The organism is Zobellia uliginosa (assembly GCF_900156625.1).
In the GTDB taxonomy this organism is placed as follows: domain Bacteria; phylum Bacteroidota; class Bacteroidia; order Flavobacteriales; family Flavobacteriaceae; genus Zobellia; species Zobellia uliginosa.
In genome coordinates, this window is sequence record NZ_FTOB01000003.1 from 818,721 (window position 1) to 845,412 (window position 26,692).

At 42.0% G+C, this 26,692-nt stretch carries 20 protein-coding genes; 7 read left to right on the forward strand and 13 right to left on the reverse strand.

Annotated elements, in window-relative coordinates; translation table 11 throughout:
- Positions 1-6 precede the first annotated feature (6 nt).
- Positions 7-1,335 carry a serine hydrolase domain-containing protein gene (locus BW980_RS12155; protein WP_076455472.1) on the forward strand — a complete coding sequence of 443 codons (1,329 nt, stop codon included), beginning with the start codon at positions 7-9 and terminating at the stop codon, positions 1,333-1,335.
- Between the two features lie 281 nt (positions 1,336-1,616).
- Here the strand turns inward: BW980_RS12155 and BW980_RS12160 are convergent, their stop codons facing one another.
- The gene (locus BW980_RS12160; protein ID WP_046288096.1) at positions 1,617-2,459 is read right to left on the reverse strand and encodes a 1,4-dihydroxy-2-naphthoyl-CoA synthase; all 843 of its coding nucleotides are present in this window, start codon (positions 2,457-2,459) and stop codon (positions 1,617-1,619) included.
- Between the two features lie 79 nt (positions 2,460-2,538).
- Here BW980_RS12160 and BW980_RS22585 point away from each other — a divergent pair, with 79 nt between their 5' ends.
- The 4 genes from BW980_RS22585 to BW980_RS12180 all read left to right on the forward strand — a co-directional run bounded on the left by BW980_RS22585 (position 2,539) and on the right by BW980_RS12180 (position 8,446).
- Positions 2,539-2,688, forward strand: coding sequence for a hypothetical protein (locus BW980_RS22585; protein WP_175609888.1), 150 nt, complete (start codon positions 2,539-2,541; stop codon positions 2,686-2,688).
- Between the two features lie 122 nt (positions 2,689-2,810).
- Positions 2,811-5,432: a PAS domain-containing sensor histidine kinase gene (locus BW980_RS12165; RefSeq protein WP_076455473.1), complete on the forward strand. Its 2,622-nt coding sequence runs from the start codon at positions 2,811-2,813 to the stop codon at positions 5,430-5,432.
- Positions 5,433-5,798: 366 nt separating this feature from the next.
- Positions 5,799-8,033, forward strand: coding sequence for a PAS domain-containing sensor histidine kinase (locus tag BW980_RS12175; protein ID WP_175609889.1), 2,235 nt, complete (start codon positions 5,799-5,801; stop codon positions 8,031-8,033).
- 14 nt (positions 8,034-8,047) lie between these two features.
- Complete coding sequence (locus tag BW980_RS12180) at positions 8,048-8,446, forward strand: response regulator (protein ID WP_076455476.1); 399 nt, start codon at positions 8,048-8,050, stop codon at positions 8,444-8,446.
- Positions 8,447-8,478: 32 nt separating this feature from the next.
- Here the strand turns inward: BW980_RS12180 and BW980_RS12185 are convergent, their stop codons facing one another.
- The 4 genes from BW980_RS12185 to BW980_RS12205 form a co-directional block, all read right to left on the reverse strand.
- Positions 8,479-9,723, reverse strand: coding sequence for a glycosyltransferase (locus BW980_RS12185; protein WP_076455592.1), 1,245 nt, complete (start codon positions 9,721-9,723; stop codon positions 8,479-8,481).
- 44 nt (positions 9,724-9,767) lie between these two features.
- Entirely contained in the window at positions 9,768-11,279 is a 1,512-nt protein-coding gene (locus BW980_RS12190; RefSeq protein ID WP_076455477.1) for a DEAD/DEAH box helicase, read from the reverse strand.
- Positions 11,280-11,477: 198 nt separating this feature from the next.
- Entirely contained in the window at positions 11,478-12,407 is a 930-nt protein-coding gene (locus tag BW980_RS12200; RefSeq protein WP_076455479.1) for a 2-hydroxyacid dehydrogenase, read from the reverse strand.
- A gap of 2 nt (positions 12,408-12,409) precedes the next feature.
- On the reverse strand, positions 12,410-12,919 hold the full coding sequence (locus BW980_RS12205; protein WP_076455480.1) for a DUF6155 family protein: 510 nt from the start codon (positions 12,917-12,919) through the stop codon (positions 12,410-12,412).
- A 171-nt stretch (positions 12,920-13,090) separates the two neighbouring features.
- On the opposite strand from BW980_RS12205, the gene BW980_RS12210 reads away from it, so the two are divergent.
- Entirely contained in the window at positions 13,091-13,954 is an 864-nt protein-coding gene (locus BW980_RS12210; RefSeq protein ID WP_013995481.1) for a sigma-70 family RNA polymerase sigma factor, read from the forward strand.
- Positions 13,955-14,745: 791 nt separating this feature from the next.
- Here BW980_RS12210 and BW980_RS12215 read toward each other — a convergent pair.
- Genes BW980_RS12215 through BW980_RS12240 form a run of 6 tightly spaced genes read right to left on the reverse strand, consistent with a single transcriptional unit; the run spans position 14,746 to position 23,747 of the window.
- A complete protein-coding gene (locus BW980_RS12215; RefSeq protein ID WP_076455481.1) occupies positions 14,746-16,023 on the reverse strand; it encodes a YaiO family outer membrane beta-barrel protein in 1,278 nt (425 codons plus the stop codon).
- 26 nt (positions 16,024-16,049) lie between these two features.
- Positions 16,050-18,407, reverse strand: a complete 2,358-nt coding sequence (locus BW980_RS12220; protein WP_076455482.1) for an LTA synthase family protein — start codon at positions 18,405-18,407, stop codon at positions 16,050-16,052.
- Positions 18,408-18,415: 8 nt separating this feature from the next.
- A complete protein-coding gene (locus BW980_RS12225; RefSeq protein WP_076455483.1) occupies positions 18,416-19,846 on the reverse strand; it encodes a glycosyltransferase family 2 protein in 1,431 nt (476 codons plus the stop codon).
- Positions 19,839-22,634, reverse strand: a complete 2,796-nt coding sequence (locus BW980_RS12230) for a HEAT repeat domain-containing protein (protein WP_076455484.1) — start codon at positions 22,632-22,634, stop codon at positions 19,839-19,841. The genes BW980_RS12225 and BW980_RS12230 overlap by 8 nt, the downstream gene beginning before the upstream one ends.
- 1 nt (position 22,635) lies before the next feature.
- Entirely contained in the window at positions 22,636-23,007 is a 372-nt protein-coding gene (locus BW980_RS12235; RefSeq protein ID WP_076455485.1) for a response regulator, read from the reverse strand.
- Positions 23,008-23,015: 8 nt separating this feature from the next.
- Entirely contained in the window at positions 23,016-23,747 is a 732-nt protein-coding gene (locus BW980_RS12240) for an Hpt domain-containing protein (RefSeq protein ID WP_139327669.1), read from the reverse strand.
- Between the two features lie 193 nt (positions 23,748-23,940).
- Between BW980_RS12240 and BW980_RS12245 the strand changes: the two genes are divergently transcribed.
- The gene (locus BW980_RS12245; protein ID WP_076455487.1) at positions 23,941-25,230 is read left to right on the forward strand and encodes a dipeptidase; all 1,290 of its coding nucleotides are present in this window, start codon (positions 23,941-23,943) and stop codon (positions 25,228-25,230) included.
- On the opposite strand, the gene BW980_RS12250 is transcribed toward BW980_RS12245, so the two are convergent.
- Together BW980_RS12250 and BW980_RS12255 are read right to left on the reverse strand one after the other, a co-directional pair.
- Positions 25,227-25,622 (reverse strand): acyl-CoA thioesterase, encoded by a 396-nt coding sequence (locus tag BW980_RS12250; RefSeq protein WP_076455488.1) that lies wholly within the window; start codon positions 25,620-25,622, stop codon positions 25,227-25,229. The two genes, BW980_RS12245 and BW980_RS12250, sit on opposite strands and share 4 nt — an antisense overlap.
- A 57-nt stretch (positions 25,623-25,679) precedes the next feature.
- Positions 25,680-26,576, reverse strand: coding sequence for a DUF72 domain-containing protein (locus BW980_RS12255; protein ID WP_076455489.1), 897 nt, complete (start codon positions 26,574-26,576; stop codon positions 25,680-25,682).
- Positions 26,577-26,692: the final 116 nt, after the last annotated feature.

The window sequence follows — 26,692 nt, forward strand, 5'->3', positions numbered from 1 at the left end:
AACATTATGAAAACTTTCAAACGTATCCTTCTAATTTTATTCGTTATTCTTTCCGTGGCCGTATACTTTAATTTTCCCAAACTCAATTTTATTTCCGGCTACGCCGCTAAAAACATGGCTTCTACGGTCTTTTTGACCGAACGCGGGGCCCGATCGGTTGAATTGAACGATAACGACGTGCCTTTAATAAACCTGGCCGACGTGGAAACCGATGGTAAGAGTGCTTCCGCTTCGGTATTCGGACTCATGGAGCGTAAAGCCGTGTGTCATGAAGGACTGGGCTGTACTTTGATCAATGAAAATTATGACCCTAATATTCCAATTCCCGTTCCGGTGCGGGCCGAACCGAAGTCCGATTTGGTTTTTCCTTACGGTGACAAGGAAGCCAAAGACACGGTTTTTGACCATATAGATTATGACCGTTTGCAAAAAGCCATAGATTGGGCCTTTAGTGATAACGAGGAGAAAAAGACCAGGACGGTACTTGTAGCCTATAAAAACCATATTGTCGGTGAGAAGTATTTAGATGGTTTTACCAAGGATACGCCAATTTTGGGCTGGAGTATGACCAAGAGTGTACTTGCCACCTTATATGGTATTCTTGAATACCAAGGGAAAATAGACCTGAACCAAGCCGTTCTTTTGGAAGGATGGGAAAAGGATGAAAGAAAACATATTACCCTGAACCATCTCTTGCGTATGCAAAGCGGACTTGCTTGGGAAGAAGACTATACCTCCATTTCAGATGTAACCCGTATGCTTTTTATGGATGCCGATATGACCAAGGCCCAAGGCGAAAAGGAGGCCATTGCGGCACCTACGGAAATATGGAACTATTCCTCGGGAACATCCAACCTTTTATCGGGCATTTTAAGAAAACGGTTTAAAACCCATCAAGAGTATATCAATTTCCCATACGAAGCACTTATCGATAAGATAGGAATGAGCAGTATGTTGATTGAAACCGATATGAAAGGTAATTTTGTAGGATCTTCATATGCCTGGGCCACCACCCGTGATTGGGCCAAATTCGGACTACTATATTTGAACAAGGGGAACTGGAACGGCGAACGGCTTTTTGATTCTTCTTGGGTCGATTATGTATCCAAACCCACTTTACATTCCGATGGCACCTACGGAGCGCATTTTTGGCTTAATGCCAACGGAAAATACCCAGATGTACCCAAGGATCTCTACTCTGCCAATGGCTACCAAGGACAGCGGGTATTTATTATTCCCTCAAAAGATTTGGTAGTGGTCCGCACCGGCCTTGCCGAAGAACCCGATTTTGATATCAATCTCTTTTTAAAAAATATCTTGGCTTCCTTTCAATAATACGGCAGGTTCTACACGTACGAAAGCCGTACGAAAAAACTTAAATATCTTTTTGTGCTAGTTACACAACAATTTTGCCTTGGCTCGCAACAATAGTTATGATGTGATAAGGCTTCAGTGTATGTTTACAGTGTAATAAAAACGAAAGTAAATTTTTTCATTTTCATATAGTGTTCTCGACGAAAGAGCCTTTTCCTTCTAGGATGGGCTCTTTCTGGTTTTATATTGTTCGAGAAAATGCTTTGCCCGAAAATAGTGACCGTTCTTTCTATTTTTTGCGATCAAGGAATATACTTGTTCTTTCCGAAATTGGGCTTGCGTTTTTCGAGAAAGGCGTTTCTACCTTCCTTGGCTTCTTCGGTTCCGTAGGCCAAGCGTGTAGCCTCACCGGCAAACACTTGCTGCCCAACCATACCGTCATCCGTAAGGTTCATGGCAAATTTTAGCATTTTTATGGAAGTGGGCGATTTTTCAAGAATCTCTTGGGCCCATTGATAAGCGGTATCCTCTAATTCATCATGAGGGATTACGGCATTGACCATTCCCATTTCGTAGGCTTCTTGGGCCGAGTAGTTCCGGCCCAAGAAAAAGATTTCACGGGCCTTTTTTTGTCCCACCATTTTGGCAAGGTAGGCCGAACCGTAGCCTCCGTCAAAACTGGTTACATCGGCATCGGTCTGTTTAAAAATGGCATGTTCCTTACTGGCCAAGGTCAAATCGCAAACGACATGGAGGCTGTGCCCCCCACCCACGGCCCAACCGGGTACAACGGCAATCACTGCTTTGGGCATAAAACGTATTTGGCGCTGTACTTCAAGGATATTTAAACGGTGCATACCGTCTTCCCCGACATAACCTTGCTCTCCCCTAGCCCTTTGGTCGCCTCCACTACAAAATGAATAGACCCCATCTTTGGTAGAAGGCCCTTCGGCCGATAATAAGACAACTCCGATCGAGGTGTCTTCCTGGGCGTCATAAAAGGCTTTGTACAGTTCACTTGTCGTCTTTGGCCTGAACGCATTGCGCACATTCGGGCGGTTGAAGGCTATTCGGGCTACGCCGTTACACTTTTTATAGGTGATATCTTCGAATTCTATCGCTGTTTTCCAGTCCGGTTTTTGCATAATCATAATTTAAACATTGCAAAGTAAAGCAATTTGAAAAAACAATGCGATATAACGGAGGTTTGTCGCTATTAAAATAATGAAAAAAGAAGCGGGTATTAAGGTGGTTCTAAAATATAGCCCCTCCATTCGTTCAATTCAAACATATAATGGCAAAGCAGAAGCGCCATTAGTCGTTTTTTTGTGTTTTGATAGAATAAATCCCCTAATTTACAGTGAATTAGGCTAAATTGATTTATTTTCGTAGTAAAGCATAGCACATGAACCATTGATTTGTATTTCCCTATTCTTAAGATTTACTGTACTTGACAGCGATCTTATTCTTGTTAAATAAGTGTAAAATTCTTTTTGATGTGTATTAAAGATCGTCCCATAGAAAATATAGACAATAGAATTGCTGATTTAAATGTGATTGCCAGGATAGGTTACTGGGAGTTCGATGTCGATTCAGCAAGGTATCGCCTAGACAAAGTATCGTATGATATTCTACAGCTGCCCTACGGTGCGGCCCTAGAAGATCGAGAAACGGAAACTTATTGTCAAAATAAAGAGGAATGGGCGCTTGTAAATGATCTCATTGCCAACACGGCAAAACAGAAAAAACCGTTTCATCACGAGGTGGAATTGGAGCTTCCCGATGGCCATCATATATGGCTTTTATTAATAGGAAAAATAAACCATGATGCCGATGGAAACATAAAGGTATCGGGTATGATGCAAGACATTACGCACAGAAAAGAGTTCGAGACAGAATTGACCCAGAAGAACGAGCTTTTGAACTTTACGGAGAACAAAGCCGCTCTAGGGCATTGGAAATGGGACTTAAAAACCGATTTAGTCAATTGTTCAAAAAATATTGCTCGCATAATCGGCGTTGAATACGGCACTGTTATTACTATCGAAGAATTGATCAATGGGGTGCACCCAGAAGATTTTGAACTGGTACGAGATCACATGGCGAATGCCGTAAAGACCAAATCTTTTGACCCCTTGTTTCACCGGTTTCTTTTAGACGATGGCTCTGAACGTATTATCGAAGTTTTGGGCGAAGCCGTTCTCGATGATTCGGGCGAATTAGTGAGTTTTATATGTAGTTCTCAAGATATTACGACCCGAAAGCAATTTGAAAATGAACTCATTAAAAAGAATCAATTATTCGTGGTGGCCCAACAAAGGGCCAAGTTTGGGTACTGGCAGTGGGACCCTAAGACTGATTCCGTAAGCTGTTCGGAAAATATGTCGCGCCTCTTACGAATTGAGGAAAATACCATTTTTCCGATAAAGGACCTTATAAAGGATGTGCACCCCAAAGATATGGACTACGTGCGCTCTTGTCTGGACAACATTGTAAAGACCAAGATTTTTAATGGTTTTAGCCATCGTATAGTTCTAAACGATGAGATTCGATACGTTAAGGTGTATGGGAAGGTCAATACGGACCTAAACGATGAAATTCTAAATATTCTGGGGGTTTCCCAAGATGTTACGGAACAAAAAAAGTCTGAAAATGAACTTCTTAGCAGGAATCAACTCTTAGGCTTTGCCGAGCAAATTTCAAAAATCGGCAATTGGCAATGGAATATGACCACCAATATTATAAAATGGTCGACCAATCTTTATCGCATTTTTGAAATTGAAGAAAACAGTGAAATTCATTTCGACACCTATTTTGGCTATGTTCACCCAGATGATAAGGAAATGGTTAGGGCTAGGATCAATTCCCTTGCAGAGAACAAGAACTTTGAAAGTGTAATACATCGGATTGTATTGGATAACGGAACCATTAAGGTCGTAGAGCTATTGGCGACCGTAAATCTTGATGATTCCAATAATATAATCGAAATGTTGGGCACGCTACAAGATGTAAGCGAACAACGTTCAGAAGAGATAAAATTCAAGGGGTTGCTGGAGTCTGCGCCTAATGCCACCCTTATCGTAGCCGAGGGCGATACAATACAAATGATCAATAAGCAGGCGGAACACTTGTTCGGTTATTCCCCAGAAGAGCTCCTAGGGAAAAAACTTGGAATTCTTGTCCCCTCTAGGTTTGAAGAACAACGGATTCCGCAACAAAAAAAGTTTTTGGAGAATCCGGTAGTGCAAGAGATGGATTTGGGAGAGGACTTCTTTATGAAGCATAAATCGGGAAAGGAAATTCCAGTGAAGGTTACCCTGGGCCTTTTGGAAATCGACAAAGGAATGTTGATATCTATGGCCGTTCGGGATATCACTACCGAGAAACTGGCGGAACGTAAAATATTAAAGGCCAAGGAAGATTTGGAAACCTTGACGCGTGAGCTTACCGCGCAAAACCTTCAATTGGCCGATTTTACCCAAATTACCTCGCATAACCTACGTGCTCCGGTCAGCAATTTGAATTCGCTTTTAGACATCTATAAGATGATGGACGATGAAGAAGAACGCAAAGAGCTTTTTAAAAAATTTGAAACGGTTATTGCCCATCTGACTTTGACATTGAATACATTGATAAATGCACTTTCCACTAAAAGTAGTACCTCGGTAGAGTGCCATGAAGTTTCTTTTAGCGAAACCTTTAAGAAAACCAAGGAAATTCTTACGGCCGAAATCACCAGGACCAAGGCTATTGTTAAAAGTGATTTTTCAAAAGTGGATGTCATTCAATACCACAATATATATTTAGAAAGTATTTTTCAAAACTTAATAGGGAATGCCTTAAAGTACAAGTCGCCAAAGCGTATTCCCCAGATAGAGGTCAGTTCCGAAATCCATAAAGGGAAAGTTCTGTTAAAATTTAAGGATAACGGGTTGGGAATTGACCTAGCTAGACACGGGAACAAAATATTCGGATTGAACAAAGTGTTTCACAACCATCCGGATGCTAAGGGCATCGGACTCTTTATGACCAAGACCCAGGTCGAATCTATGGGAGGTAAAATATCAGTATTAAGCAAGGTCGACGAAGGCTCTACTTTTATAATATCCTTTAAATAATATCATATGGAACCATCTTTTCATCTGGGTATTATCGATGACGACGAGATTTATGGTTATGCTACTATTCAATACGTAAATTTTTTGGGGCTCATGGTACATAAGGGCTCGGTTTATTCAAATGGAGACGCTTTGTCCTTTATTTCAGAAAACCTAGATAAGCCTATCCTACGCTTGTTAACTATATTTTCAAGCCATTATATAGTGATGTACCCAAAGGCATCGTTAAGGAGCCTTGTTAAACCAGAAATTAAATGACGGCCAGCGTTAGTAATCCATTAAGTTTTTTCGCTAATTACAAAGAAGTTTATAATATTCATATGGTTTTTCTGTTAAATAATAGTTTCAAGTTTGTTCTAAATGGGGATGAAAAATCATAAAAATATTATCGATTCCGACACCATGAATGTCATTCATGAAAGGCTAAGGATGGGCACGTGGAAATTGAATGTGGCTACCGGGGAATATACCCTCGACGACGTCACTTGCGATATACTGCAGATTCCCCATGACACTGTCCTGAAAAGAGGGGTAAAACCCCCAATGCATCGACCTGACTCTACAGGGCTCCAAATAGAAGAAGGATTGAAGGGGCTCATAAATTCAGGTACGCCTTTTGATCATGAACTAGAATTTACGACCCCAAAAGGAAACCCGAGATGGCTACATGTTATTGCCACCCGTAAAATGGAAAATGGTAAATGCATTGTGGTTACAGGAATCATTCAAGACATTACCACAAGAAAACAAACTGAAAACAATCTTTTTCAGCATAATAAGTTATTAAATCTCGCCCAAAAAAAAGCACGATTGGGCCATTGGAACTGGGATATCAGAACGAATACCTTCAGCTGTTCCGAAAATATGAGCCGTATCATCGGTTTTGAAGTAGATGCTTGCGTGTCAATGAGCAATATTATGGATAAGGTACATCCCGACGACCGGACTTATGTAAGCGCCTTATTGACCAATTGTATCAAAAACAAGGAATTTCAAAATTTTACACACAGAATCCTGCGTGATGATGGTGGCACACAAACCATTCAGGTTTCTGGAGATGTTCATGTAGACGACAAGGGAGAAATAGTCAATGTTTTGGGGATTTCACAAGACATTACCGATTATAAGAAAATTGAAGAGGAATTGGTTAAAAAGAACGAGCTCTTAATCTTTGCGGAACAAAAGGCATTATTGGGGCACTGGGAGTGGAACATTATTACGGATGAAGTTTTTTGGTCTTCCAACCTCTATTATCTTTTTAAGCAAGAAGAAAACACAAAACTGGAGTTCAACACCTACTACAGCTATGTACATGTAGAGGACCAAGCAATAGTTTCGGCCCACTTTGGGAAAGCCATTGAAGAGAAACACTTTGAAAAAATCATACACCGGATTGTTTTAAATGACGGTACCTTAAAATGGATTTTGTTATTGGGTGAGGTCATTGTAAACGAACAGAATGAAATAATTAAGCTGATTGGAACTTGCCAAGATGTGACCGAGCAACAGATGCAAGAGATCAAGTTTAAAGGATTGGTCGAATCTGCCCCAAGTGCTACGCTTATTATAAATAAAGAAGGCATTATACAAATGGTCAATAAACAGGCCGAAAGCTTATTCGGCTACACTCCCGAAGAGTTAGTCGAAAAATCTGTCGAGATGCTTATACCTTCTAGGTTTGAAGAAAAGAGGGCCCCACATCGTGAAAAGTTTCTGGCCAACCCTAAAATTCAGAAAATCGATATAGGGGAAGACTTTTATATGATCCATAAATCGGGAAGGGAAATTCCGGTAAAAGTAACACTTGGACCTTTACATATAGAAGAGGGATTGCTTATATCTATGGCCATACGTGACACGACCGCCCAAAAAATGGCCGAAAGGAAAATTTTAAAGGCCAAGGAAGATTTGGAAATCCTTACCAAGGAGTTGACCGCACAAAACCATCAACTAGCGGATTTTACGCAGATTACCTCTCACAACTTGCGGGCACCGGTAAGTAATTTGAACTCACTTTTGGAAATTTATAAACTGATGGACGATGAGGAAGAGCGAAAAGAGTTGTTCGAAAAATTTGAAATTGTAATCGGGCACCTTACCTTAACGCTTAATACCTTGGTGGAGGCCTTGTCGGTAAAAAACCACACTTCAATTGAGAGAAGTGAGATTTTCCTTAGTGAAACCTTACACAAAACGAGGGAGATATTCACGGCTGAAATCAGCAGGACCAAGGCAGTTGTTAAAGGTGATTTTTCAGAGGTCGATTCTGTTCACTACAATAAAATTTATTTAGAGAGCATTTTTCAAAACTTAATAGGAAACGCTTTAAAATATAGGTCGTCAGAACGTGCGCCCCTGATAGAAATAAGTTCTGAAATCCATAATGGAAACGTATTGTTGAAGTTTAAGGATAATGGTTTAGGAATCGATTTGAACAGGCACGGCCATAAAATGTTCGGATTGAACAAAGTTTTCCACAACCACCCCGAAGCAAAAGGCATCGGTTTATTTATGACCAAGACCCAGGTGGAAGCCATGGGCGGAAAAATAGCAGTATCAAGTAAAGTCAATGAAGGCTCAACTTTTAGCATAACCTTATAATTAATCAATTTCGCATGCAATCACCTTTTCACCTGTGCATTATCGATGATGACGATATTTATCGTTTCACGATCATTCAATCCGCAAAATTCTTAGAAATAGAACACAAAACTTCGGTCTTTGTCAATGGTGAGGACGCTTTGAACTTTATTTTGGAAAACCAAAACAATCCGGCCGCCCTCCCCGACATTATACTTTTAGATATTGATATGCCCGTTATGGACGGGTTTCAATTTTTAGAGGAATACAAGGCCATAGACCCGAAAATAAATAGAGATATAAAGATTTATATGGTCTCTTCCTCGGTCGACCCCGAAGATATTGCCAAGGCGAAATCCTATTCTATGGTAGTGGACTATATTTCCAAACCTTTGACCCCGGAGAATCTTAAGCAGTTGGTTGCCGATATTTGAAAAAGTTAGGGCTCAAAAAAACGTAAGGACTTTTAGTTTTTGGTATTCTTCTCCTCAATCCATTTAGAAAGGTACTTTGTGGCCTGCATGGTTTGGTGAAGCAATAGTGCGCCTATAAAATTTTTGCGTCTATGCGCTTTTAAATTACGGACCAATCCATCAATTTTCTCCTTCAATCGCTTTTCTAGCACATGACGATCATAGCTTGTATCGACAATGGCGAGGCCATTGTTCTGTGCTTTCGTCCATTCTTCTTTATTGTGGTACAATCGTAAGGCCGCTCTGGCAAAGTCTTCGGCCGTATTGGCAATGGCCCCGCTCCAGGGCATTTCGGCGTGCATACCTTCGACTCCGATATTGGTAGTGACGCTCGGGGTTCCATTTTGCATGGCCGAGGTCAGTTTTCCCTTTATACCCGCGCCAAAACGCAAAGGCGCCAGATTAAGGCGGGCCTTACCTAAGACCTTGTTCGCATCTTCGGCCCAGCCTTTTATGTGGAACCCTTGGTCAGGTCGGTGTAGCTCTTGTATATGTTGTGGTAGATAGGCGCCATAAACCGATAATTGGGCATCGGGAAGCCCTTTTCGTATTAGTGGCCAAATCTCTTGGGAGAGGTAAAGCAGGGCGTCTACATTTGGGGCATGCCTACCATTACCAATACAGACAAAACCCGACCTTTGGTCAAAGGCGGGCCAATGGCCTTGTTTCTCATTATCGATAGGGTCTAGCAAAAATGGGAGGTGCACTAAGAGATCCTCGTCTATGGCTAATTGTTTCGTCAAGAGTTCCATCTCGAAAGTCGAAACCATTAATGAAAGATCGGAGCGGTAAATACTTGCCACTTCACGCTTGGTCACATCGCTTTGCTGCCAGTCTTCCAGTGAAAATGACATATGTTTCTTGTGGGCCGTTTCCCGAGCTTTCCGAAGCGAATGCAAATCTTCGGTATCAAGTATCCTAATAGCGTTCGGTAAGCTTTCGGCTATTCGCCACCCGAACTGTTCTTCGGTCAAAAAACGGTCGAAAATAACAATGTCGGGGTTTAGTTCTTTTATGGAGAGGTCGAAACCGGAATCGTTCAAGGTGATGGGCATCGATTCAATGGCCAATGCCTTTAAATCTAGGGATAGCCCTGTTTGGCTCGCCGTACTGGCAAAAACAATGCGATAGCCCCCTTCCTTAAAAAAACGCAGTAATTCCAGCATACGGTTTCCTGCTGCCGTAGAAGCGGGTTCGGGCCAGGTAAAACCAATAATCAAAAGTATGTCTTGCTTCACCTTGTAGTAATACATTTATCGGCTCGGTCGAATTTCCAATACCCTTACATCTTGGCTGCGAACATACGGGAAATACTCGAACGTAATTTACGTTCGTAGTCTTCTTCAAGCCATTCCTTATAGTTCTTGGTATTGTTCATGATACAGTAGGAATATTGTCGTACGCGATAGGCAATCTCCTCCTTGAGCTCTTTGGCCAAGATACGGGCGTCGAAAACATCCTCCGAATTCTCTACACAAATCTGGGCGTGTTGCTCTATACTGCGCTCCAATACAATTTTAGACTTCAGGCCTTGGGCAAAAACCTTTTTATATTCTTCCTTGATGTTAAACTCGATATTGGAAGATTTCTTGAATTTTTCACGAAGGGCCGGGGGCATTTCATAAACAAATTCTTTTTCGATTTCCTCGTCATTCTTGATGTTCTCAAGGTAGAAATCAGGAAAATGAAAGATTTCCTGCCAATCTATAGGGGCGTCCCACAATCCGAAACGTGCTACATTGTTTCCGAGGTCCACTACGGTAAATTCACTCTTGTTCGGAAGTATTCGAGAACCACGACCGATCATTTGAAAGTATAACGTTAGGGAACGGGTGGCCCTGTTGAGAATAATGGTCTCTACCGAAGGTTCGTCAAAACCGGTGGTAAGGATACTGACCGAGGTCAGAATGGCGTCAGGGGTGTTGGAAAACCACTCTAGTATTTCCTTTCGTTCCGAGGCCGTATTTTTATTATCTAAGTGACGGATATTGTAGCCGGCTTTTTTAAAGGTTTCGTATACGTAACGGGAGGTGTTGATACCGTTGTTGAAAATCAGTGTCTTTGTACCATCGGCAATCTCCTTATAGGCCGATAAGAGCTTGCCCAACATGCTTTGGTTGCTGTAGAGCTCATCGGAAGACTTAACGGTGTAGTCACCACTGATACCCAGTTTTAGGCTTTGTAGGCTTACATCGTAATTGTACATATTGGCCTTGGCCAAAAACTTTTTTTTAATCAGCGACCCTATAGATTCGCCCACGATCAACTTTTGATAGTTGTCTTTCATGGGCAATTTGATGTTGGAGCTTAAGGGTGTTGCAGTAACCCCGAGAATGGTCGAGTTTTTGAAGAACTTAAACAATTTTCGGAAGGAGTTGTAATGCGCCTCATCGATGATGACCAGACCAATATCCTTGATTTCGACCTTTTCTTCCTGCAGCCTATTGTTCAAGGTTTCCACCATGGCCACAAAACACATATAGGTATCTTGGTCGGTAAGCTCCTTCACCTCACTATTGATGATTTTGTTCTTTACACCGAAGCTATTGAGCATACGGGAAGTTTGGGTGCTCAATTCTATACGGTGCGTAAGTACGACCACTTTTTTACCCGTTTTTTCAATATAACGACGGGCTATTTCAGAAAAAACAACGGTTTTACCACCACCTGTTGGCAGTTGGTATAGTAGATTGCCCTTTTCTTCTGGATCCTCAAGATGCTTGAAAATGGTCTTCAGATCTTCGATCTGATAATCGTATAGTTGCTTTTCGGTAGTATCTTTTTTTAACTCCAAGTAGGGTCTAAAATTTAGTGTTCATGTATTGTAAGAAGGTGGGGCTTCCCGATTTTCTCAATTTTACAAAATTAAAGGAAATTTGTCCTCTTCTGAAATTAAATCTGGGGAAATCGACAAAAGCATTGCTCAGGCCCCGTTATACTTGGGCCAAAAGCATGTCTTTCTATTTTTGGCCAAAGAGAAAAATGTTCAAGGTCAATATCCTTTTTCCATGACCACTTCGTTCAATAAATCCCTTTTCGTCAGTAGCCTATCATAATTTTCGAGGATTTGGGGCACTACGGAACCGGTGTCGGAAACACTGGCATAATGTGGGGTCATCTGTATTTTTTCATGTTTCCAAAAAGGATGTTCTTTTGGTAAAGGCTCTTCGTGGTAAACATCCAAACCGGCACCGGAAAGGTGTCCCGTGTCCAACATTTCGATCAAGTCTTCGTCAACCAAGTGGCCACCACGTGCCACGTTTATGACAAAAGCGCCCTTAGGAAGTTTTAAAAACAGTTCTTTGTTCAAAATTCCGGTGGTTTCTTGGGTCAGGGGCAATAGACAAACGGCGATCTGTGTGGTTTTTAAAAAATCGATCAGGCCATTGTCACCTACAAAGCAATCGACACCCGCTATATCTTTTTTAGAGCTGGCCCAGCCCTGAACCTTAAAGCCGTATTTGACCAAATCCGTGGCCAATTCCCGCCCTAGGGCACCAAGCCCCAGAATACCGACCCTAAAATCGGAAATCCTTCGATATTGTATAGGTTGCCATATTCCTTTTATTTGGTTGATTTTATACTGGTCTAGGTTTTTCAAATGACTTAGGATGACCGCAAGAACGTGTTCTGACATATCCTTGGCCAACATATCGTCTACCACACGGGTTATGGGCAAGTTCTTGGGCGCCGCCCCATCTTCGAAAATAAAGTCCACCCCTGCCCCACTGGAAGCGATGAGCTCTAGGTTGGGATAATGGGCCAATGCCCCTTTGGGGTGCTTCCAGACCAAGGCCATTTTTATTTTTTCCTTAGGGTGGTCTTCCAAATAACTATATACCTCGAGTTCGGGTCGTTGCGCCAAGAGGGCCTTTTTCCAAAGTTCAATCTTGTCGTCTTGTCTGATGATTACTATTGCCATATTTAATCTATGATATCTAGGGCTCGGGAAAAGCCCTCGCCGAATTGCCAATTTTGGTCTTGTGTTGTGGTGTAAACTTTTATAATTCTTTCCTTGTATTCGGCCAACAGCCCATTGATCGATATAAACCTGAGCGCCTCGGTAAACGAGTTCATCATGCTTTTGTAAAAAGCATCGGGCAGGTTATGGTCTTTTTCGAATACTTGGGCTATCTCCAAATTGTAAAGCATGACGTCTGCAACAAGATGTGGGGCCACACCGAGTTTTATAAAGTGCTTTATAAATTTCTGGGCGACTGAGCGTCTTGCCCTAGGGCGTCTTCGCTTTACGGGAAAATACTCATTACTGATTTTGGTCTTTGCTTCTTGAACGAGCTTGTCTTCCTTTGGGTTGAAGATAAAGTTGTAGTACTCCTTAACCTCGGGAAAGCGCTCGTATAGGTCGAGCAATTGCTCTTCAATGGCCCCTTTATCTATTTCCGAAAGGTATTTCTTTAGCTTTCGCTTGCTCATTTTTCTACTATTTGTCCTCAAAAATAGCGGAATGCGTCAAATCCTCCTAGATTCGTACCTGAAATCTTAAACTTCTCATAAATTATGTATAAGAATACTCACAAGTCTTTGGATAATAGATAATAAAAATGTATACTGTATGCTTGTAGCAATCCTAAACATACTAGATACATGAGGCAACTAAAGATTATCAAGCAAGTAACCAATCGGGAATCAAAATCATTGGATAAGTACTTGCAAGATATCAGTAAAATTGATCTGATCAACGCGTCTGAGGAAGTAGAACTCGCACAAAGAATCCGTGCCGGGGACCAAGTGGCCCTAGAAAAATTAACTACCGCCAACTTACGCTTTGTAGTCTCCGTGGCCAAACAATATCAGAACCAAGGCCTGAAACTACCCGATTTGATCAATGAAGGAAACCTTGGCCTGGTAAAAGCGGCTAAGCGTTTCGACGAAACCCGCGGTTTCAAATTTATATCATATGCCGTTTGGTGGATTCGCCAATCTATTCTTCAAGCCCTTGCCGAACAATCACGTGTGGTACGACTGCCTTTGAACAAAATTGGATCTATCAATAAAATCAAAAAAACCTTTTCTTACTTGGAGCAGGCCCATGAGCGCCCACCCTCTGCCGAAGAAATAGCCAAAGAGCTAGAGATGACGGTCAGTGAGGTCAAGCAATCGATGAAAAATTCAGGGAGACACGTTTCTATGGATGCACCCCTTAGGGAAGGTGAAGACTCAAACCTCTATGATGTACTTCGTAGTGGAGAGTCTCCTAGACCGGATAAGATATTAATGCAGCAGTCTTTGAATACAGAGATCAACCGTGCTTTAGAGACCTTGTCTCCAAGAGAAGCGGATGTGGTTAAATTGTATTACGGTATCGGGGATCAACAATCTATGACTTTAGCCGAAATAGGACAGACTTTTGACCTTACCAGGGAAAGAGTTCGTCAAATTCGTGAGAAGGCCATTAGAAAATTGCGCCATAACTCAAGAAGTAAACTTTTAAAGACCTATTTGGGATAGCCCTAAACGGATATAAATAAAAAAGCCCTGACGTTAATACGCCAGGGCTTTTTTGTACAACTAATAATTCACTTATAGACTAAGAATAATTTAGTTTGTTGATTTGTTCGCTATTTAAGATTTCATTTAAGTTTTCAATGAAACTCATGTAAGCTGCGTTGTCTGGGTTTTGATTTGCCATAGTTGTAGGTTTTAAAGGTTGCAATGATTGGGGGTAGATTACATATAATCTAATTCTACCAATTCGTTTAAGCTCAAAATTTCGTTAAGGTCTTGAAGGAATGATAGGTATTCTTCTCCGTAGGTATCGTAAAGCATTTTTCTATAGGTTAAGTTACTATTTTGATTTGGTGTCTTAATTACTACGATGTAAACATATTCATAAACTCATGTGATTACAACAAAATGTGGTGTAAGGAAAGAAAAATGTTGTAAAAGTTGTTAATCATGTAAAGATCGGCCTTTTTTGATACCAAAAATACCGCGATATGTACCGATAAAACATCGCACTTTATCTATTACTGCTTAAAAATCAATGCCTTGCAAATGAAGAACCCCTTTGTTTACGGCTACTCCAAGCATTTCTGGGCTATTATGTGCTATTGTTGTGATTTGTTCCGCCTATTTCAAAAACCATTTTGGGCAAAGCTATTCAAATACCAATGTCTATAGGCGAGAGTAATGTAATGAACGGGGTTTCTATTGGGTAGTTAACTTAGGAAGTTGTACAATTTGTTGCTAATGAGGAAATCTATAAGGTATGCAATGGGATAAGTGTAAATCATAATCCTTTAAAACTTCACTTCGTAGGTAAGGCCTGCGGAAATGCCATAGAAGAACTTACCGGAGTCAAATATCAATTCTTGCCGGGTTGCCCCAATGTTCGCGGTGTAGATGTTGGGACTCTTCTTTCCCGTAAATTGATATTCCAAACTTAAACGTTGCGACTCTACGTACAAAAGGGTTTCTGCCAAAAGTTCCCCTCCATAGGTCAATTGCTGAAGTTCGGGCGAATAGCCCATACCGACGGTCAGGCCGATATAGTTCACGGCATCCTTAAGATACTTTCGCACCAGTAGATTTCCCGAGTAGCTGGTCAGATTGTCCGATCCGGGCGTGATATAAGACCGTAAGGAAAAATAATAGTTGCCCGTGTAGTAACCTAATGAATTGGTGATTATGGAAACCTTGGTGGTTTCAAAATCGATATACCTTCCGCCGGCCGAGAATTCGAAAGCTGCGGGCAGGTTTGCATATAGGTCACCCCCTACCCTGTGTTTTGGATAGATCGAGGCATTGGAGTACCCGTAGTTCAAATAGGCATAGAATCGCTTTGAAATTTTAGGATAAAAGTCCACTTCGTACTGGACCCCATATGTTCCCAGGCGATTGCTGTAATTTATTCTAGGGATGATACTGCCCAAAGGGGTCTGTCTTTTATAGGAAAGACTTGAATAGTACATGGGGTCGTATCGTTGATCGTAAACGACGGCAAGATTTCGCAGTGAAATACTATTGTTCAAGGCAGGTTCTCCTTCGGGGGATTTGGTAGCAAGCATATCAAGGACTTCCTTTTGGGGTACAGTGGTGCTATCATTTTTGTAAGACTCCATTTCCCCGTATTCGGTACGGGCCAGTCCTTCTTCGGCAATGGTCTTTAGACGCTTTACTTCGGGGTCGTCTTTTAAAAAAATCAAGGCTTTGTTCGCCAAGCCTACTGCCGTGGCGTGGTTTTTTGCATAAAGTTCATTTTTTACGGCGGCGATCCAAACATCCCTATCCTTTCTTTCCGAAGAGGTAATGATATTGAACTCTTCCCTTGCCCTATCGTATTCACCACTCCAACTATAGGTACTGGCCAATAAGGAGCGCGCACTGTGGTCTTTGCTATCCGGTTTGACCAATTCGGTCAATATGGCATTGGCCGATTTATAATCACCTTCAAAAGCCAAATTACGCGCCTCTGCCAAACGCACCTCATCCATTTCCGCAGCGCCCCTTTCCTGGCATTGTACGGAGAGGGCCGTGAAAATGCACAGCACAAATAGATATGTGATTTTAAGCTTCATTCTAGTTCAAACGTATTTACAAGGGTCTAGGTATCAGACCTGTTCTTTTTTTTCATGGCTGCTGCCATTCCCTTCTTCTGGGCCTGCCGGCGTGCCCGTTCTATTTTATCCTCTATTTCATGGGCGCTAGAGCTGTTCCGTTCTACTTGGTCAATAAGTTCCATGGCTTCTTTTGAGCGTTCTGACCAGAAATACACATCGAAAAGGGCCGAATACGAATCAATGTAATTCGGGTTCATTTTTATACAGTCCTTCAATATTTCAATAGACGTATCGTAGTTTCCCATCCAAACATTGACCCTGCCCGTTAAAATCTTGGTATCAATATGGCTCGGGGCTTCAGAAAGGATGTAGCGACTGAGTAAAAGCGATTTTTTATATTCCCGCTCAAAGGCCAATTCACGTGCTATCATATAGACCTTGTCAAAATTTTGCCCGTTATACACGCTGTTGATCCATATGATTTCCGAATCGGTGAATTTTTCCTTTTTCACCGAAAAAATGGCAAGGCTATCGGGAATGATCTTGTCCTTATTGGTCACATAGGCATTCATTGATTTAAAGGCCTTTAACTTGGCCTCACTCTTAGATCCGCCAAAAGCCGAACTTAAATCCATGTTTTCGTCCAGTTCATAAATCGATCCATCGGAGTATAGTTTTTCCCCATCAACAAACTCTTTTAACTCGTTTTTGTTACGCATTAAGGGAATCTGTTTTTTTGATCTGAATTTCTCCGACATATCCAAGGCATCCCCCATCCACGCTACTTTTTTTGGCATTTTAAGCTCGTAATTCGCTTCAAGAAGGGCCAATAAGGTCGGGGTAACGTCAAAATGTGAATTGAGGGCGCTTATTTTTTTGGTTTGCTTCAAAAGCGGACTGAACATGATCAAGGGTACGTGAAAACGGCTCAGGTTATTGCGCTGGGGTATCGGAATCAGTCTATGGTCTCCCGTAATAATAAAAATGGTGTTGTCGTAGTTCGGTTGTTGCTTATACGCTTCAAAGACATATTTTAAGGCATCATCGGTGTAAAGTAAGGTAGCGAAGACATTGTCGTTCTTTTCGATCACCTTTTTGGTCTTTCGGTCATAATCCTTTTCAGAGAGGATTTGGCCCACTTTGGCCTCGTAGAAGTCCTGTCGGGGAGGAATAAAGGGTTCGTGGGTGCTAATGGTCATATACACCTCCATACGAGGCTGTTGGGCTTCACGCGGTAGACTCATGCTCTTTTTAAAAAGTTCTTTGTCAGGATAGCCCCAAGAGGCCCCTGCCGCATCTTCGGCCTGCATTTGATAATTCTTCCCGAACCCTGACTTATCGAGTATAAAATCTAGGTTTTCACTGCTTAAAAATCGGTCAACATTATCAAAAGAGCTGTTGGTTCCTTGGTAAAAGGAAGTATGGTACCCATTGTTTTTTAAAATACTGAACAAGGTGAGTTTGTTCGGGTATTTTTCAAGTTCCATAAATCCGCTTTTTCCAAAGGGAAGCGACCCTAAAAGTGAGGGTAAAACCCCAAAGGTACGGCCGGTATTGCTCAAGCAATTTTCCCAATACAGGGATTTGTGGGTCAGTGAATCTAAAAAAGGGGTAAAACCTCCATACTCGGCGCCTTCCCCAACAAAATCCCTACCAAGACCTTCGACCATAATAAATACAATGTTGGGTTTGTTTTCCTTGAGTTGAAAATACTCGCCCAAAACATTGGGAACGGGCTTCGATTTGATCAAGGGGTACTCAACGTCGGAGTTATAGGAAGTGTCTTCCGTAGAAGAGTCATAAAGGTTGAGTGCCAGATATTGGGTTTTGTTATGGTCTATAGGTTTTCCCTCAATAAACAGGGTAGCAATGAACATGCTGATCAAAATAATGGTAAAGGGGTACATTTTACTAATGTGGTGGTAATGCTTGGAGCTCACCTTGTACAAGCCGAAGAACATCCCTACAATGCCTATAAAGCCCAAGGGCAGCACCCATGATATACCGCCCGAATTGGCTATGGTCATTTGAATATCCTCAAAACTATAGCCCAAGAGGTCGGAACCCAAGGGCACCAAGGCTGTACAAAAATAACTGATCAGCATGGCTTCGATCATCAATAGTAAGAGTAGCACAACAAAGACCAGGTTGAAGCCATAACGCGGACGCAAGTTTTCCCAAAAATTAAACGGAAAGGCCAATAGTACCCCTACCAAGGAGGAGTAGCCTATTTGGTGAACAAGGGCAATAAAGAAACTGGTGCCGAAAATCACATCTACAACCCCCTTGAAATACAAGGTGGCATATTGGTAAACCGTAAGCACCAACAGACTACCGAAGAAAGAAATAATCAATCTCGTGTAATGTTTTAAGGTATATCTGTCTATCGTACTCGTATTCATCTTTTAGATCAAGCGGCTTTGGCAAAGCCTTTTCGAACCTGGGAACCCCAGCCCGATTTAATTTTAAACAGTTTTTTATAATTGCCCCGCACGGCCGACCATACTACGATCGGGTGGAACAGTATCGGTTCGATAAGGGCACAAAACATAAGTGTTAGAATGTCCTTCGTTTTTTTGTACTCATTGTAGCTATAGACATCCCAAAGAATGGCATAGAACGAAAACATGACGGAGAAGAGATAAACCATTGCCGTTATAGCGATAAAAAACTCCCAGTTTAAAATGCCTAGATACATGAAGGTTACAATGGTAAAAAAGCCAAAAAATTCCATAAGGGGAGCTAGCCATTCATAGAAAAACCAGTAGGGATAACTTAAGAGTCCCAATCGCCCGTATTTCGAATTAAAGAACATATCCTTATGCTTGAACAAGGTCTCGAGGTTACCCCTGGCCCATCGGTCTCTTTGGTTGACGAGTATCTTTAGGTCTTCCGGAACTTCCGTCCAACACAAGGGATCGGGAATGTATTCTATGGTGTAAGGTTCTTTACGGTCGTGCATATACCTACGCATCTTAAAGACGATTTCCATATCCTCCCCGACCGTTCCCGTATCATATCCGCCAACGGCCAAGGCTATTTCCCGGTCAAAAAAACCAAAGGCCCCTGAAATGATCAATAGGCTATCGATGCTTCCCCAGGCCATTCGTCCTAAAATAAAGGAGCGGGTATATTCCAATAGTTGAAAGCGGGCCAACCAATTTGTCGGTAGGCGTATTTCTTCAAGTTGCCCTCCTTCTATCACACAGGAATTGGCGACACGTATTACACCTCCGACAGCAATGACCCGTTTTTCGGAACGTTGGTAAAATGATTTTACAACATGTAGCAAGGCATCGGGCAGCAAAAGGCAATCGACGTCAATGCAACCGACATAACGATTGGTTGAAAGTGCCATACCCGTATTCAGGGCATCGGACTTTCCTCCGTTTTCCTTGTCTATGACCGTGAGTTTTGAAAATGCCCTGTGGGGAGATTTGTAGATACCTCGAATCGGCTTGTGTTTCCAGTTGGGGTCGATTTTTTGGTCGACCTTGACCAGGTCGTAGGCATCGATCATCTTTTGAAGGGTATCGTCTTTGCTACCATCGTTAACGACCATGACCTCGTAATTGACATAGCGAAGCGACATGAGCGAACGAATGTTTTCCACAATGGTAAGTCCTTCGTTATAAGCCGGTGCAATAATGGTTATACTCGGGGCTAAAGGCGAGGCCATAACTTTTGATAGGCTGCCAAAACTGTTTTTCTTTCGGTAGTGGATGGAGTTTCTGGTGGACAGATACCCCATGATCGAGAATAAGGTGAATAGGGTGACCGTAAACATCAAGAAAACGATGTTTATATAGTCTAGGACCATATGGAAGAAGGCACTATCCATGCAATTTCCCTATAATCTTTTTAGGAAACTCTATGATGGAATCGAAGAAAGATCCCTCGTCCGAAACGACTTCGCTCCCGTTTACTTCTATGTTCAGTGTTTTCTCGTCGTATTTTTTGTCAAGCACCTCGGTATCGGCAAGTTCAAATTCAAAATCGAGAAGCTCGGGGTTTTCGGTCGTTGTAGGTACCGTATGCGGCTTAGGCTTCGATTTTGCAGTTGCCGTCGGGGCAATCGGTTCCAATGAAGAAAGGTCAATTGGCAGCTCCGCTACCGGTTTTGGTGCTGCCGGTTTTTCGAACTCACTTTTTTTTGAAACTTTTTCGATGAGAAGTTTTAAGGCGTGTTGGGCCTTTTTACGGATTTTAGGGTCGGGGTCCTCCAATAAGCCATCGAGAAAATCGATTTCCTTTTCATCACCGACCGAAACTATTTCCCCTAAAAGCACGAGTTTCGATTCTTGGTCTATATTTTTGAACAGGTCGGCAAATATGCTGAAACTAGGAAGTTGAACCGCCCGATCTTCTTCCTTTGCTTTCGTCGGGTTTAAATTCTTGGTATACGAAAATTGGTCGATCAAGCCGCGAATGCGATGCTTGATGAACGATTCGCTTTCCTCTGCCAAGAGTTCGCGCAATAGGGGAATTTCCCTGTGGTCGCCCATTTCTTCCAAATCATCAAGGAGTCCCATCATATACGCCTCATGGGCATCATAATATACAGGTTCAGGAATTAAATCGGCAAAAGGTTTTTCTTCTTTTGCGGGGGAAATGACCTCGTAGTCTACTTCTATTTCCCGAAGCTCGTTAAGGGCCAATAGCCAGGTCATGACATCTTCGTTTTCGGTTGCTATGGGGTCGGGCTCTGCTTCCGGGAAAGTCTGCTTCGCAGTTTCGTTCAGAAAGGGCGTTAGGTTTTCGACATGTTCAAAATTGACTTCAAAATCGGAAAGCGTATAACCTTCCAAACTTTCAATTTTTTGAGCACCTTCATTGGCCTGAGCGGCAATGTCGTCGGCAGTTTCCGATTCGTTATCGGTAACTATGGGCAAAAATCCAAATTCGTTTATTTCCTTTTTCAAGGCATTGTTTTCCATCTGGGGCGTAATTGCTGTAGCATCCTCCTCTACCACCAAAGGAAGGAAGTCGATTTGGGAAATATCGAATCGGGGCGTTTCTGTTTCCGACGGTTCTTCTTGTGGTTTGGTAAAGGCTACTTCTTCAAATTGTACTTCCATACGGTGAAGTTTTTCCTTGTTTTTTTTTGAGTCGGACATGCTTGTATTTTTAATAGGTGGGTTAATGTCGGTTGTAGGCGCTACGACTATGGGAAGGAAATCATAATCGAGCGACTTTCCTTCGGGGTCGATTTCGGTAGATGCCTCTTTTTTCTTGGGATATGGAAGGGTTAGCGCATCGATTACCTCAATACTTAAAATAGCCTGGTCTTCATCTGCCCCGTTCAATGGAACCTTGGGGGTAGTCGGTATCGCCTCCTCCATTGGGATGTTTTCCGGTGTATTAGCACCCGCTTCTAGGATGTCACTTGCTCGTAGTGGCATCGTTTCCAAAATCGGCTCCACATGGTTTTCCATGGGTAGTTCCTCAACTTTTATATGGTCTGAAAAAGGTGTCGCCTCTACTTCCTCAGTTTGGGGAATTTCTTTAGTGGTTCGAGTCGACGTTACTTCCGTGACAGGCTCTTTATAACTTTCTGTTTTTTCTATATCCTTCGTAGGCATTACCGATTCGGGCGAAATGGTATTAATGGCGGTCAGGGCCTTGCTTGAAACGGAGAAATTGGACTCGTTTTCTTCCACCATCCTTAAAAATTCGATGTCGTCGGTACTTCCCAACTCGGCAATGGTGCCTAAAATCGCAATCTTGGTATCGGTGGCACATTTATTAAAAACCGATTTTAGGACAGGAATGGCCTCTACTACATAAAATTCTTTGATGCAGGCAATGGCCTCTTCCTTTATTTGTTGGTTTTTGTGCTTGACCAGTTCTATGAGCGAGGCATTGGCATCGTTCTGATTGTAATACTTAATAAGCCTAAGGGCAAAGAGTACTACGTGTTTGTTCTTAGAGGTCAACCACACCCTGAACTTAGGAGGAACAAAACCTTTTTGGTTTCGTATGACATCTAAGAGTTTGAGTTGTTGCCATTCCGATATTTTATAGCGGGTGGTATCAAGAAAATAGTTGATGCCTTCAGGTTTTAGGGTTACTGTGGCAATTTCCGCTTGCTTTCTTATGGTGCTGTTCTTATGGTTGATAAACTTGGTAATAAAACCATAGGCCGATTCTACCTGCATTTGGGTGAGTTCAAGAATGCCTTTCGAGATAACTTCCCAACGCCAGCTCTGAAGTTTTTCAAAGGCGTCTTTTTCGAGTCCGAGGTTTTGGTAGAGTTCAAAAAGTCGGGTTTGGGTATCGCCGGAAACATCTTTTCTTAAGTCAAGCAAGATTTCCACCAGAACCTTTCGGTTGAAAGGTGTTTTGAGCAATTCCCGAATTTCTAGTTTTGAGGAGATATAGCTCGATTTCTCGGTAACATCGTCACTATCGTCGTAGAACAAGAATTCGCTGATCATGGCCGAGAGTTCCCTTTTTCGCTGTTTGGTGATGGAAGCGGTGGCCGATATTTTATTCCTTACGACAAATACCGAGATAAAATATACTATAGCTAGGCCCACGAACACAATAGATAGGTTCCACAACAACTCCGTATCGATTTTTGGGGCTGTTATGTTGGCAAGGTGATAATATGTAATTTTTTTTAACAAATTAGATTTTGTTCAGTTCGCGGGCTACTCGAACCAAGAGTTCTGAAGGACTCACCGGTTTTGATATAAAATCGTTGGCCCCCAACTCGAATGCGTTCAGAACATTTTCTTCGTTACCCGCAGAAGAGATTATGATAATCGGTACTTGTGATTTTAATTCATGGCGCACAAAACTGATCAGTTCAATACCTGAGAAATATGGCATCATAATGTCACTTACGATGATGTCTGGCGTATTTTCCAACAAATACTCCTTGACCATTTTTCCATTGGTCCTATGGTTAACTTCATAACCGCCTTTCTTTAGGCGAAAATTCAATAGCGAGGCCAATAGTTCGTCGTCTTCGGCCAGCAATAATGTTTTCTTGTTCATGGCGGGCCTTAATGGTTCGTTAGTTCCGAATAGGCTCTATCTAAGGCATTTTTGACCTTTGGGAATTCGTCGTTAAAACAGTTGCACAAAAATTCGAGATGTTTGGGGTCTTTGTCCAGTTTACATCCCTTCTGTATTTGAACGACGATGTCGTGCAGGCTTTGGGTACGCATCATGGCCAGGCCAGCCTTGACCTTATGTGCGGCCAAATCTAGTTTTTCAAAATCATTGCTTTTCAAATGGATTTTGGCGGCTCCCATGAATTCAAGGGCGTTTGACGTAAACAGGGTAATCAATTCTTGTAGTAAATCCATTTCTCCCATACACTCTTTGAGAATGAGCGATAGGTCGATCTCAGGCTCGGTCTTGATTGCTTCCGAGGTTCCATTTAGGATCAATACATCTTTTTTGTCCATAGTTGTTTCAATTTTCAGCTCTTTTAAGACATCACCGTAAGATTTGTAATGCTCGATAATGGCATCATAGATGTCTATATCTATTTCTGCATAGGCATCTTCAAAGCTTTTGGTTCGCTGGTCCAACATATCCTCTTGACAGTTTGGGTCGGCATCGATAAAGTTCTCCTTAGACTTAAAGATAATCTCCAAAAGGTTCTTTTTAAAGTTCTGGAAAGATGATTTTAGAAGGAAAGCCTCATCGGAAGTCAATTTTTCAACAGAAAAGTCATTGAGAAGCGACTCTAAATCCGTCAATTGGAAAAGTAGGTTTTTCGTTTTCAATTTTGGTTATTTAGGTTAGTAAGTGTGGGACTGATTTATATTATTCTTTACATCAATTCTTTAGGGCTACAATTTTTGTTTTATACTATCTATAGTAAAATTCCTTATTTGACACAGTGCGCACAACAAAATGTTCCCTATAGCCCGATAAATGTTGTCAAAGTGCTTAAATTGTAGGTTTAAAACATATTTCATGAAGTATTTCGTCTATTTATTTAGCATTCTAACGTTTACAGCCTGTAAAGAAAACAAACCGAAAGTGGAAGAAAGCACAGATCAAAAAGCCAAAAGGATACATAAAAAAATAATTGCGATAGATACGCATAACGATATCAATATCAACAACTTCAGTGATAGTATAAACTACACCCAACGATTAGACACGCAGATAAACCTGCCCAAGATGGACGAAGGAGGCTTAGATGTCACTTGGCTTATTGTTTACACAGGGCAAGATACGCTGAGCGATGAAGGTTTTGCTAAGGCCAAAGAGAATGCCATGTCAAAATTTAAGGCCATTCATCGGCTTTGTGAGGATATCGCCCCCGATCAAATAGAATTGGCCTTGAATTCGGATGACGTAAGACGAATTCACCAAGCCAAAAAGAAGGTCGCCATGATAGGTGTTGAAAACGCCTACCCAATGGGAGAAGACCTTTCCAACTTTAAAAAGTACTACGACCTTGGGGCACGCTATATTTCATTATCGCATAATGGACACAGTCAATTTAGTGATTCCAATACTGGGGAAAAGGACAATGTATGGCTACATAATGGTTTAAGTGATTTAGGTCAAGAAGCTGTAAAAGAAATGAATAGGCTTGGAATAATGATTGATGTATCCCATCCTTCCAAGGAAGCCATGAAGCAGATGATCGCCCTTTCCAAAGCGCCGATCATAGCTTCGCATTCTTCGGCAAGGGCCTTGTGCGACCATAGTAGAAACCTTGATGACGAGCAGCTCAAGTTGATGAAAGAAAACGGAGGGGTGGTACAAGCCGTTGCCTTCAGTTCTTATTTGAACACTAAAAAAGATAAAGCCTACAATGCCTATATCAAAACAATTTTAGAGAAGGTAGCCGATTCTATGGGACTGGAATGGTATTCGCGAGATCAATTCCCCTCTTTGACCGATGCACAGAAAGAAACCTTTATGAAAAACTATCCCAAAGTCAAAAAAATCGGGATTTCCATGGTGGAGAAAATTCCGGGTGCGCCCAAAATGGTAGATGTTTCCGATTTTGTAGACCACATAGACTACATGGTCGATCTCATAGGAATCGACCATGTAGGCATTAGTTCCGACTTTGACGGCGGAGGTGGTATCAAAGGATGGTCCGATGCTTCGGAAACCTTCAATGTTACGCTTGAACTCGTAAAACGCGGCTATACCGAGGAAGAGATTGCAAAACTATGGGGAGAGAACCTCTTACGTGTACTTGATGAAGTTCAGGCGGTAGCGGCCGAACTACAGAAGTCTTAGTCTTCCGATGCCAAACGGTCCCTGACGTATTCCACCTTTGTCTTCCCGTGTGGGGTAGGTTTTCCGTCGGGGCCAAGGTTGACCATGATGATGTTATCAACGGTTACAATGGTTTCGCGTGTCATTTTATTGCGCACCTCACAATTTAATGTCAATGAAGTTTTTCCGAATTTTACGACTTCGATGCCTATTTCAATAATATCGCCCTTAACGGCGGTGCTCATAAAGTTGATTTCCGACATATATTTGGTAACCACTTTCTTGTTCTCTAACTGAATAATGCTGTAGAGGGCGGCCTCTTCATCGATCCAAGCCAATACACGACCCCCGAAAAGCGTTTCGTTAGCGTTTAAATCCCCAGGTTTTACCCACTTTCTAGTATGAAATCTCATGACATTAATTGTTTAAATATGTTGAATTTTTGTGTAAAATTAGAAAAGTCTAAACTGTTAAAATAGTTTGCCGGACGAATCTTCGAGCGATTTGGGGATATGGAGGTCTGTACCCCATTTTTTGTTCAATTTGTCAATAAACGAGGCTGATAATAATGGGGATTCCACTTCCATATTTTGGTGTACGAAAAAATGGATGTTTTGCAGTCCTTGGTTTTTCCATTGGTCCAATCGTGCGATCCAATCGTTTAGCCGTTCGTAATCCGTAGGATGGTTGGCCCCCACATAACGCACAAAGGCCTCGCTATTGGTCAAACGCATATGTAACATATCACGTCTGCCCGCAGTATCTACCAGAATATTGGATATGTTGTTCTCTTCTAAGAGGTGGTAGAGTTCTTGGCTCACCTTTTCGTCATTGAACCAGTCGGTATGCCTAAACTCTATGGCCAAAGGAAACTCCTTGGGCCAGTATTCAACAAAGCGCACTACCCTATCCCAATTCTTAGGCCCAAAATTATCGTGCATCTGTAAAAATATGGTCCCTAATTTTTCCTTAAGGTTGGCCGTAACCTCTAAGTAGCGGTCCACTATAGGAAAAGCGGCATCGTTCAATCTTCGCAAGTGACTGATGTCCCTTGAAATTTTAGGAAAAAACCTAAAGCCTTCCGGAGTCTTGTCATACCATTTTTGATATTGTTCCGCGGGAAATATCCTGTAGAAGGTAGCATTGAGTTCTATGCTGTTGAACTGGGAACTATAGTAAACCAACTCGTCTTTCGTCCCCCTAGGATAGAAGTTTTTTAGGTCTTGTCGGTTCCATTTGGCGCATCCTATCGAAATGTTCAAGCGGGTCGACCCCTTGGTTCCGTTCAAGACAACGGCTGTGTCAGGGTGGTCTTTAGGTAGAGTGAAATCGATGATTTCAGGATGGTCTACTTTTCCAAATTTCATTTGAAAATGATTTAAAAAGCAATGTTATACTACAGGAAAAATCAAAATTAAGCTTGGTCGAATCGGTCAAACCAAGGTCGACACGGTTCAGGACCAAACAAAAAAGCGGCTATCGA